Source organism: Candidatus Sulfotelmatobacter sp. (assembly GCA_035504415.1).
Classification (GTDB): domain Bacteria; phylum Vulcanimicrobiota; class Vulcanimicrobiia; order Vulcanimicrobiales; family Vulcanimicrobiaceae; genus Vulcanimicrobium.
This window is the reverse complement of the sequence record DATJRY010000011.1, coordinates 449,684-460,956: the sequence shown is the minus strand read 5'-3', so window position 1 is coordinate 460,956 and position 11,273 is coordinate 449,684. Positions and strand designations below refer to the sequence as shown.

8 protein-coding genes are annotated in these 11,273 nt (G+C 69.0%); 5 read left to right on the top strand and 3 right to left on the bottom strand.

Annotation, left to right across the window (positions count from 1 at the left end; genetic code table 11):
- Nucleotides 1-20 precede the first annotated feature (20 nt).
- Nucleotides 21-788: an SDR family oxidoreductase gene (locus tag VMD91_08580; protein HTW84106.1), complete on the bottom strand. Its 768-nt coding sequence runs from the start codon at nucleotides 786-788 to the stop codon at nucleotides 21-23.
- 30 nt (nucleotides 789-818) lie between these two features.
- On the opposite strand from VMD91_08580, the gene VMD91_08575 reads away from it, so the two are divergent.
- Genes VMD91_08575 through VMD91_08555 form a run of 5 tightly spaced genes read left to right on the top strand, consistent with a single transcriptional unit; the run spans nucleotide 819 to nucleotide 8,408 of the window.
- A complete protein-coding gene (locus VMD91_08575) occupies nucleotides 819-1,934 on the top strand; it encodes an acyl-CoA dehydrogenase family protein (protein HTW84105.1) in 1,116 nt (371 codons plus the stop codon).
- A gap of 14 nt (nucleotides 1,935-1,948) precedes the next feature.
- Nucleotides 1,949-3,046, top strand: a complete 1,098-nt coding sequence (locus tag VMD91_08570) for an acyl-CoA dehydrogenase family protein (protein HTW84104.1) — start codon at nucleotides 1,949-1,951, stop codon at nucleotides 3,044-3,046.
- A 52-nt stretch (nucleotides 3,047-3,098) separates the two neighbouring features.
- Nucleotides 3,099-3,755 (top strand): hypothetical protein, encoded by a 657-nt coding sequence (locus VMD91_08565; GenBank protein ID HTW84103.1) that lies wholly within the window; start codon nucleotides 3,099-3,101, stop codon nucleotides 3,753-3,755.
- A gap of 42 nt (nucleotides 3,756-3,797) precedes the next feature.
- Nucleotides 3,798-6,557, top strand: a complete 2,760-nt coding sequence (locus VMD91_08560; GenBank protein HTW84102.1) for a TonB-dependent receptor — start codon at nucleotides 3,798-3,800, stop codon at nucleotides 6,555-6,557.
- A gap of 39 nt (nucleotides 6,558-6,596) precedes the next feature.
- Entirely contained in the window at nucleotides 6,597-8,408 is a 1,812-nt protein-coding gene (locus tag VMD91_08555; GenBank protein ID HTW84101.1) for a glycoside hydrolase family 15 protein, read from the top strand.
- A 3-nt stretch (nucleotides 8,409-8,411) separates the two neighbouring features.
- On the opposite strand, the gene VMD91_08550 is transcribed toward VMD91_08555, so the two are convergent.
- A complete protein-coding gene (locus VMD91_08550) occupies nucleotides 8,412-8,945 on the bottom strand; it encodes a CvpA family protein (protein HTW84100.1) in 534 nt (177 codons plus the stop codon).
- Nucleotides 8,942-11,272: a phenylalanine--tRNA ligase subunit beta gene (gene pheT, locus VMD91_08545; protein HTW84099.1), complete on the bottom strand. Its 2,331-nt coding sequence runs from the start codon at nucleotides 11,270-11,272 to the stop codon at nucleotides 8,942-8,944. The genes VMD91_08550 and pheT overlap by 4 nt, the downstream gene beginning before the upstream one ends.
- Nucleotide 11,273 lies beyond the last annotated feature (1 nt).

Genomic DNA, 11,273 nt, shown 5'->3' with positions numbered 1-11,273 from the left:
CGGCCTTCGGCCGATCCGCCTTAGCCTTCGCCGGCGATGGTCATGCCGCCGTCGATGGTGATGACCTGACCGGTCATGAACGCGCCGGCTCGCGAGGCCAGGAAGATCGCAGCGCCGGCGATCTCGTCGGGCTCGCCGATGCGGCGCAGCGGGTAGTGCTTGACGGCGTTGGCGTAGATCTGTGGATCTTCCCACAGCTTCCGCGCGAAGTCGGTGCGGATGATGGCCGGCGCGATGGCGTTGACGCGCACGTTGGCGGGACCGTATTCGACCGCGAGGTTGCGCACCAGCTGGAAGTCGGCGGCTTTCGAGATGCCGTAGGCACCCAGCACGGTGCTGCCCTTGAAGCCGGCGATGCTCGAGATGACGATCACGCTGCCGTCGCGGCGCTCGGCCATCTGCGGGATGACCATCTGGCACAGCCAGATGTTGCTGCGCACGTTGCTGGCCATGATCTTGTCGAACGCGTCGTCGGTGATGTTGAGCAGCGGGCCGAAGTACGGGTTGACGGCGGCGTTGCAGACCAGCACGTCGATGCGGCCCCACTCGTCGATGGTGCGGTCGACCAGCCCTTGCAGTGCCGCACGGTCGGAGATGCTGGCCGCGTGCGCGATCGCCGTGCCGCCCTTGGCGCGGATCGCAGCCGCGACTTCTTCGCACGCGTCGGCTTTGCGCGACGAGATCACGACCTTCGCTCCCATCTCCGCCATGCGCTCCGCGATCGCGCGGCCGATCCCTCGTGAGGACCCGGTGATGAGCGCGACCTTCCCCGACACGTCGAATAGCATCTCCATCTCCGTTTCTGACGAGGCAACCCCATGGATCTAGCGTTCAGCCCCGACGAGCGTGCGTTCCGCGATGAAGTCCGCGAGTTCATCGCGACGCACCTGCCGGACGACATCCGCCGCAAAGTGCAAGCCGGTGATCCGTTAGAGAAAGACGATTACTATCGCTGGCACAAGATCCTGTTCGATCGCGGCTGGGCCGCGCCCGGGTGGCCCGAAGAGTTCGGCGGTCCCGGTTGGGATTCGATTCGGCGCCACCTCTTCTACGAAGAGTTCGCCTACGGGTGGGCGCCGCGCATGCTGCCGTTCGGCTTGAACATGGTGGCGCCGGTGATCATGGAGTTCGGCAACGACGCGCAGAAGCAGCGCTATCTGCCGAAGATCCTCAGCGGCGAGGAGTTCTGGTGCCAGGGGTACTCGGAACCCGGCTCGGGCTCCGATCTCGCATCGCTCTCGACCAAAGCCGAGCGCAAGGGCGATGCCTACGTCATCAACGGCACCAAGACGTGGATCACCGCCGCGCAGTGGGCCGATTGGATCTTCGTGCTCGCGCGCACCGAACCGAACGCCAAGAAACAAGAGGGCATCTCGTTCATCCTGGTCGACATGCGCACGCCGGGCGTCACCGTCCGCCCGATCGTGACGATCGACGGCGGCAAGGAGATCAACGAGGTCCATCTCGAGAACGTGGTCGTCCCGGTCGAGAACCTGGTCGGCGTCGAAGGCGGCGGCTGGACCTACGCCAAGTTCTTGCTCGAGCACGAGCGCACCGGGACAGCCGGGATCGCCGGTTGCCGGCAGATGCTCAACCAGCTCGACGAGCTGCTCGAGCGCGAGAACATTCACGACCGCCGCTTGGCCGAACGCATCGCCGAGGTCGACATCGAGCTGACCGCGCTCGCGTTCACCGAGCTGCGCGTGCTGGCGGCGGAGTCGGCCGGCAAACGGCCGGGACCGGAGTCCTCGATCCTCAAGGTCAAAGGCACCGAGATCCAGCAGGCGATCACCGAGCTCGCGCTGGACGCGGGCGGCCCGTACTTCGAGGTGCCGCTGGCGCGGCGGTATTACAACTACCGCAAGACGTCGATCTACGCCGGCTCCAACGAGATCCAGAAGAACATCATCGCGAAGCGCATCCTGAAAGTTTGAGAGAGCAGAGAGTCATGGATTTCAGTCTGAGCCCCGAGCAGCTGCTCATCAAGGACAGCGTCGCGCGCTTCGCCGCCGAGCACGGCGAGGGCAAGCACGAGGACCACTGGCCGACCTTCGCCGAGCTGGGTTGGCTCGCGATCGGAGCGCCTGACGAGCTGGGCGGCTTCGGCGGCCCGATCGAGACGCTGCTGGTGATGGAGCAGTTCGGCCGCGGTTTGGTCGTCTCGCCGTACGTCGCGCAGGTCGTGCTGGCCGGCACGATCCTCAAGGACGCGGAGCGCAGCGACCTGCTCGAGCAGCTGGCGGAAGGCAAGCACCGTTTCGCGGTCGCTTACGAGGAGCCGCACGCGCGCTACGACGCGGCCTCCGTCGACACGGCGGCGACGAAGACTGCTGACGGGTGGACGCTGCGCGGCAAGAAGGTGCGCGTGCTCGACGCCACCAGCGCCGGGACGCTGATCGTCTCCGCGCGCACCGAGGACGGCGTCGGTCTGTTCGCCGTTCCGGCCGACGCGGCGAAGCTCTCGCTCGAGAAGTATCCCTCGGAGGACGGCTACGACGTCGCCGACGTCACGCTCGACGGCGTGAGCGTCGGTGCCGACGCGCTGCTCGGCGATGCGGGCGACGGTCTCGCGATCCTCGAGAAGGCGCTCGACCACGCGACCGCAGCGCTGTGCGCCGAAGCGCTTGGCTTGTGCTCGCTGATGCTCGAGGCGACGGTCGACTACACCAAGCAGCGCCAGCAGTTCGGCGTCGCGCTCAGCTCGTTCCAGGCGCTGCAGCACCGCATGGCCGAGATGTACATCGAGCTCGAGCTGGTGCGCTCGATGGCGTATCTCGCGGCGATGACGCTCGAGGACGGCGCCGACCCGGCGGCGCGCAAGCGCGGCATCTCGGCGGCGAAAGCGCAGATCGCGAAGTCGGCGCGCTTCATCGGGCAGCAGGCGATCCAGCTGCACGGCGGGATCGGGATGAGCGAAGAGTATAAGGTCGGCCACTACTTCAAGCGCTCGACGTTGGTGGAGCGGCTGTTGGGCGATCGCGACTACCACCTCGGCCGCTACGTCGCGCTGCGCGGCGCCGCGGTCGCGGAACCGGTTCCCGTCTAGCCGTCACGGCGGCGGCAGGGAATGCCGCCGCGCGGCGGAAGCCGCTGCGGTCGTGTCTCGAACGACCGCGTTACGCTGGTCGGTGCTCGGGGCGGCCGCGCTCATCGCGGCCGCTCTGGGTGACTTCGTGGTCGAGCGGATCGCCGACACGGGCGTCTTCGGGGCCGGCTACATCGACCGCGATCAGAGCGGCGTCGGAAGCGTGCTCGTGCTCGGGGTGGGCGTCGCGTTCGCGGCCGTCGTGTGGCGCTTCGGCGCCCTGCTCGGCAGCGCCGGCGCGGCGCGCCGCGCCGCGTGGCACCGCGCGACCGCGCGCGCTTTGGCGCCGCGCACCCTGGCCCGGGTACTGCCCGTTGCCTTCGTCATCCAACTGGCTGGCGTGTACGGCATCGAGAGCGTCGAGCGGCTCGCGCTGGGCGCTCCATTGCCGGACGGCGTGGGCTGGCTGGGCGCGCCGCTGGCTTTCTCGTTGACGTTCCACCTGCTGCTCGGGCTGGTCTGTGCGTTCGCTCTGACCGCCGCGCTGCGCGCGCTCCTGGCCGCGTGCGCGGCGCTCGTCGTGCGCGTGCTCGCCCTCGCCACGGCGCTCGCCGACGCGCCGCAGCCGTGCCTTTCGGCGCGCACCGACACCGTGCTCGCCGCCGTGCGCGAGCACTTCGCCCGGCGGCACGGCGAACGCGGACCACCGCTCCTCCCGACCATCGCTTAGCACGCAGCGTCGGGCGCGTCGTGCGCCCGCTCGGAGGAGCACATGTTTCGCAGCTGTCGCGCGCTGATGTGCGCGTTGACGTTATTCGCCATCATCGCCGCCGGCGGTACGCGCGCCGCCCGCGCGGCCGAAGTGACGACCGGAGCCCTCACGGGGACGGTCGTCAGCACCGATGGGCAGCCGATCTCGGACGCCGTCATCACCATCGCCGCGCCGGCCGGGCGCTACGAGACGCACACCGATCCGCACGGACGCTTCACCCTGGTCGGCATCGTTCCCGACACCTACGCGCTCTCGGTCGAAGTCGCCGGATACGAATCGTTCATCCAGCGCGGCGTGACGGTGACGGCCGCGCAGCCCGGACACGTCACCATCCGCCTCGCGCCGCTGCTGCGGACCATCGGGTCGGTGCGTGCGAGCGGCGCGGCGTTCGTGGTCGGTTCGACGACCGACACCTTCACGGTCAGCGGCGATGCCGCGCGCGCGACCGCGCCGAGCGAGAACGGGTCGGGCCTTGCGCAATACAATGCCGGCACCGTACAGGGGGCGATCGCCTCGGCGCCGGGCGTGGACGTCGACACGTTCGGCAACGCGATTCTGCGTGGCGGAAAGGTCTCCGACGCCGTATTCGACTACGACTCGGTGCCGGTGCCGCAGGGCTTGATCGCCGAGCCGGGCGGAAACATCGTCGGCGCGCAGCTCTCGACGGTCGGCGTCGCCGCGACGACGGTCACGCTGGGTGGGTTCGGCAGCGAGAGCCAGAACGCGCTGGCCGGCGTCATCGACGAGATTCCGCTCACCGGGACGTATCCGCAGCGTCAGACGTTGGAGTTGGGAACCGGGATCGGCACGCAATACGACGCGTTTCGCTGGCAGAATCAGTGGGCGACGCCCGATCTGCGCTGGCGCTTCGCGTTCTCGACCGACCTGAGCAGCGAATACTTCGCGTACGGCGACGGACGCACGTTCTATCCCTCCGAGGAAGGGACGTACGGCCTGGCGCTGCAGTCGCGCGGCGAGAGCGCGAGCGCGGGCAACGTCCACTTCGCGCTCACGCCGCACGACGACCTCAGCTTCGTCGGACTCTACGGTGAGGCGAGCTATCAGCAGTACGGTTTGCCGTATCCGGGGCTGACCGTCGGGAGTTTCGACTGCAACCCGAACTTGACCGATTGCAGCGCCACGAAGTACGCGACGTATCCCGGCGAGAGCAATCCGAATCTGCCGGTCGGCTACGCCTCGGGGTTGACCGGGACGTACGACATCCTCAAGCTCGGCTGGGCGCACACGAGCGCGCAAGCGGTTTCGCGGCTCCAGCTCTATCAGTCGCAGTTCGGCTCGCAGGCCGGCGGGCCGTTCTGGGACGATCTCTCGTTCCCCGACGGCATCATCTCGTTGTTTACACACCAGGGCGGACGCGAGAACGGGGTGCTCTACGACGTGCTGAACGTCGCGAGCGACCGCAACCGTGTCGACTACGGCGTCGCGTACCGCGAGAACAACAGCTTTCTGGACCAGATCGTGCCGACCGCCGATGAGTACATCCACTCGAACCCGACGCTGTTCACCGGCTTGGCCTACCTGGGCGACACGTGGACGGTCGCGCCACGGCTCGACGCGAGCGGAACGGCGCGGTTCGAGCGCACGCACATCGTACCCAGCGACGGCACGCCGTACGACGTCGCGGCGATCGACCCGCACCTCGGTTTCGCGTACCGGGTCGGCGGCGACTACGCTGTGCGGGCCACCTTCGATCACACCACGGTCGCGCCGGCACCGCTCGAGACCGACCGCTCCGACAGCACCAACCCGGCACCATTCGTGGCGCTCGCACCCGAGATCACGAACGACGAGGCGATCTCGTTCGAGGGCCGCGGCCGCACGCAGTTTCGGCTGACCTACTACGCCGAACACGAGAGCAATCGGATCGACGTCCTTCCGTCCAACTTCCGTTCGGTGGTCGCGGGAGATCAAAGCCCGAGCGGCATCGGGGTTCCCAGCAACGCGGGGGCGCTGCTGGGTCATGGCCTCGAGCTGTGGGGGAAGACCGGCAACTTCTCGCTGGACGCGAACTACCTGCGCGCATATTCCTCGAGCGCTTCCCAGTTCGCATACAACGACCTCAACCCGGCGGCGATCGCGGCCAATGCCCTGATACCGCTGAGCTACGTGCCGGACTTCAGCGCGCTGCTTTCGTACGAGGTACGGGTCACCTCGCGCTTCCGCGTCACGCCGGAGGTCTCGTTCGAGTCGGGGTATCCGTACGGCAACGGCACCATGATCTACGAGTTCGTGAACGGCAAAGCGGTCTTGGTGCCGAACGACAACTACCTCAACCCCGGCTACAACTACTACTTCCTCGAGAATCCCGGTGCGCCGTACAACGCGCAAACCAACCCCTACGTCGCATCGCTCGGCACGCCCGAAGGACCGCTGCCGAACTCGCTGCACGCGCCGCCGCAGACGCTGCTCTCGCTCCACGCCGAGTTCGACATCACGCCGCGGCTGACGGCGATCTTCGACGTCGCGAACCTGCTGGGCACGGCGAGTCCGACCGATTACCAGTCCAACCCGTATCTGATCGGACCGCCTGGCTACAAGGGAACGGCGAACCCCAATTCGCCCTACGCGATCTGGTACGGCCAGCAGCTCGCCGGTACGCCCTATCTGCTCGGCAACGGCGTCCCGACCAACGACGGCCAGACGCAAGCCGTGCCGTGGAACTACGGCACGGCGGGTTACGTTCCGCAGGGCTACCCCCTGGCGCGGACCTTCGAGCTGAAGTTGCGCTACCGCATGTGATGCGCGGCGCCGATCGGCGGGTACACCCAGGGAGATATGATGTCCCGCCCCTTGGAAGAGTACGCGCTGATCGGCGATCTTCGCTCGGCGGCGTTGATCAATCGGTACGGGACCATCGAGTGGCTCTGCCTGCCGCGGTTCGACTCGCCGGCGTGCTTCGCGTCGCTGCTGGGCAGCGGCCGGAACGGCTTTTGGCGCCTCGCGCCGACCTTCGGCGTGCAGGACGTCAAGCGCGAGTACCGGCCCGACAGCATGGTGCTGCAGACGACCTACGTGTGCGAGACCGGGAAGGTCCGCGTCATCGACGCGATGCTGCCGTGGAGCGAATCACCACGGGTCGTGCGCTACGTCATCTGCGACGAGGGCAGCGTCGATATGCGGATGCGCATGCGCATCCGCTTCGACTACGGCGAGACCATACCGTGGGTGCACCGTCGCGGCGGCGCGACGGTGGCGGTAGCCGGCCCCGACGCGGTCGTCCTGCACACCGACATCGAGGTGCACGGCGAGAACCACTCGACCGTCGCCGACTTCACCGTCGCCACGGGGCAGCGGGTCGGCTTCGACCTCGCGTACTTCCGCTCGTACGACGAGGCGCCGGGCCCGGCCAACGTGCGCGACCAGCTCGAGCGGACGGACGCGTTCTGGCGCCAGTGGGCTAGCGGCTGCACCTACGAGGGCCCGCACCGCGAGGCGGTGGTGCGCTCCTTGCTGACGCTCAAGGCGCTCTCGTACGACGGGATCGGCGCGGTGATCGCCGCGCCGACGACCTCGCTGCCGGAGCGGCTGGGCGGCGTGCGCAACTGGGACTACCGCTACTGCTGGCTGCGCGACGCGACCTTCGTGCTGGTCGCGTTCCTCAACGCCGGCTATGACGCCGAGGCCTACGCGTGGCGCGGTTGGCTCTTGCGCGCCGTCGCCGGGGCGCCGGCGCGCCTGCAGATCCTGTACGGCATCGGCGGCGAGCGGCGCGTCCCCGAATACGAGCTGCCGCACCTGGCCGGCTACGCCGACTCCAAACCGGTTCGCGTCGGCAACGCCGCGAGCGAACAGCTGCAGCTGGACGTGTACGGCGAGGTGGTCGACGTCATGTACCAGGCGCACCGCGCCGGACTCTTGCCCTCGGCGAACGAGTGGGCGCTCACGCGGGCGGTCGTCGACGCGGTGGCGGAGCGCTGGTGCGAGCCGGATCACGGCCTGTGGGAGGTGCGCGGCGAGTCCCGTCATTTCGTGCACTCGAAGGTGCTGGCATGGGTGGCGATCGACCGCGCGATCCGCTCGGTCGAGGAGACGACGACGCTCGACGGGCCGGTCGACGAGTGGCGCGCGCTGCGCGAGCGCATCCACGCCGACGTGTGCGAGCACGGCTTCGACGCCGCGCAGAACACTTTCGTCCAATACTACGGTGCGACGTGCCTCGATGCCAGCGCGCTGCTCATGCCACTGGTCGGGTTCTTGCCGCACGACGATCCGCGCGTGCAAGGCACGCTCAAGGCCATCGAGGAGCGGCTGCTGGTCGACGGGTTCGTGCACCGCTACGAACAGGTCGACGCCGGGGTGGACGGGCTGCCGGCCGGCGAGGGCGCGTTCATCGCGTGCAGCTTTTGGCTGATCGACAACTACGTGCTGGCCGGCCGCGACGAAGACGCGCGCGACATGTTCGCCCGTCTGCTCGCGATTCGCAACGACGTCGGCTTGCTCTCCGAAGAATACGACACGCACGAGCGCCGCCTACTCGGCAACTTCCCGCAAGCCTTCTCGCACGTCGGCTTGGTCAACAGCGCGTTCAACCTCGCCAAAGGCGCCGCCGCCCAACAGCGCGCCGACGGCGGCCCGATCGAGCCGCCGTAAGCGTCAGGACCGGTGGCGGGCGAAGAGCGGTTCGGCGAACGGCTTGACGAACCAGGGCAGCGCGTTCTTCACCATGCCGTCGACTTGGCCGTTGTGCTCGCTCAACGCCGCGATGACCGTCGAGTGGCGTAGATCGGTGCGCAGGTCGCGCGGGATCGGGAAGAACAGCACGACGTAGACGACGGCCCAGGTCACCAAGAGCACCTTGAGCACGCCGATCAGCGCGCCGCCGACGCTGTTGCCGATCCCGATGACCGGCAGCTTCGCGATCCGCGAGAGCACCGACGAGAGCACCATCAGCACGACGTAGACGAAGACGGCGAAGGCGGCCATCCCGACGACGTGCGCGGAGCCCGGGCCCAGGTGCAGCGTGCGTTCGACCAGGTCGTCGAGCGAACCGCGATACAGCAGCGCGGCCCACACCGCGCAGGCCAGCGCGACGAACCCGCCGATCTCGGCGACGAACCCGCGCTTCCATCCCTTGAGGACGAACAGCAGCGCAAACGCCGCGACGACCAGGTCGGGCCAGGTGATCACGTGCGCGGTTGGGCTCCGAACCGCTCGCGCAGGCGGCTGAGGATCGCGGCCATCGCGGTGTCGGCCTGCTCCTCGGTCAGCGTCGCTTCGCGGCTCTGCAGCACGATGTGCAACGCCAGCGACTTGCGGCCCTCGCCGACCTGCGGCCCGCGGTACTCGTCGAACGGGCGCGCGGCGGCGACCAGCGGTTCTTCACGCACCGCGGCCACGAGGTCGCCGGCCAGCACGTTCACCGGGACGACCACGGCCAGGTCGCGGTCGAGCGGCGGGAACTTCGAGGGCGGCGTGTAGTGCGGCACCGTGCGCGCGGGGAGCGCGTCGACGAAGACCGTCGCGAGCGTCGTCGACGCGCCGACGCCGTAGGCGTGCGCCAAACGCGGATCGACGACGCCGACGTAGCCGACGACCTGCTCGCCGACGCGCAGCGCGGCGGTCTTGCCGGGATGGAGCGAGGGGTATGTGCCGACTTCGACGGACGGCTGGACGCCGAGCGCGCGGCGCAGCAGCGCCAGCACGTCGGAGCTGAGCTGCCCGAAGGCGTGCTCGTCGCCGCTGTGCACGACCGTCAGCTCGACGCGCTCCAGCGGCTCGGGCTTTCCGTCGGCGAAGACGTGTCCGAGCTCGAAGACGCGATACGGCCGCACCGCGCGATCGCGCGCGGCGAACTCGAGCAAAGCCGGCGCGATCGAGAACCGCATCCAGCGCTGGTCTTCGCTGAGCGGGTTGCTGATCTCGACCACATCGGGGACGCTCACGCCGTTTTCGCGCCACGTGTCGGCGACGCTCGCCGGCTGGAGCGAGAGCGAGATCGCTTCGGTGTAGCCGAGGCCTTCGAGCGTCGCCGCCAACTGCATCTCGCGCTCGAAGTCGGCGCTGTCGATGTCTTGCGCCGCCACCGCCGGCACGCTGGCCTGCACGCGGTCGTAGCCGACGACTCGCGCCACCTCTTCGACCAGGTCGGCCGGGATGAGAATATCGGCGCGCCAGTACGGCGGCTGCACCCGCAGCCCGTCCTCGACGCGTTTGACCTCGAAGCCGAGCGAGGTCAAGGCGCGCTCGATCTCCTCGGGCGTGACGGTGAAGCCCAACAGCCGTTCGACCTCGCCCGCCGGCAGCACGACCGGCGCGGGATCGGGCGCGGGGCGGCCCGCCGCGCGCGGCATCCGCACGCTGCCGCCCTCTTGTTCGAGCAGCCGCGCCGCGCGCGCGGCGCCGACGTCGGCCAGCGCGACCGGCAGCGATTTCTCGAACCGCGAGGAGGCTTCGGTGCGCAGCTTGAGCGCGGACGACGAGCGGCGGATGCGCGGGCCGGTCCAGGCGGCCGACTCGATCAGCACCTCGGTCGTGCTCGCGACGACTTCGCTGCGCAGTCCGCCCATGACGCCGGCCAGCGAGGTCGGCCCCTCGTCGTCGCAGATGACGATGTTGCGCGGATCGAGCGTGCGCGTTTGGTCGTCGAGCGTGGTGAACGTCTCGCCGGCGATCGCGTCGCGCACCACCAGATGGTGTCCGACGATGCGGTCGTTGTCGAAGAAGTGCAGCGGCTGGCCCAGCTCGAGCATCGCGAAGTTCGAGATGTCGACGACGTTGTTGATCGGGCGCTGGCCGGCCAGCGCCAGGCGCAGCCGCATCCAGGTCTTGGCCGGACGCACGCGCAGGCCGCTCACGCGTTGGAACACGAACCGCTTGCAGTCGACGGTCTCGATGGTGACGCGCGCGTCCTCGGGGCCGTCGCTGTAGCCGACGCTCGACTGCGGCTCGCGCAAACGCTTGCCGAACGCGGCGGCCAGCTCGCGCGCCAGCCCGACGATCGAGAGCGCGTCGGGCCGGTTCGGCGTGACGTCCACGTCGAGCACCGGTTCGCACAGCCGGAAGTATGCGATCGCGTCGGTCCCGGGCGCCAGCCCCGCATCGAGCTGCAGGATGCCGTCCTCGAACCACTCGGCCGGCAGCGCCAGCTCCTCGGCGGAGCACAGCATCCCCTCGGAGTCGACGCCGCGCATCTTGCGCGGCGCGATCTCGAGGCCGCCGGCCAACTTCGCGCCGATGCGCGCCACCGGCACCGTCTGGCCCGCGGCGACGTTGGTCGCGGCGGTCGCGATCGTCAGCGGCCGCTCCGCGCCGACGTCGACCGTGCACAACTGCAGGCGATCGGCGTTGGGGTGCGGCGCGACCTTGGTCAGGGTGCCGACGACGACGTTGGTCAGCTCGGGCCGGGTCTCGATCTCGTCGACCGGAAAGCCGAGCGCGGCCAGCTTCGCCACGATCGCTTCGACGTCGGTGGGCAGCTCGACGTAGTCGCGCAGCCACGCCAGCGGAACGCGCATG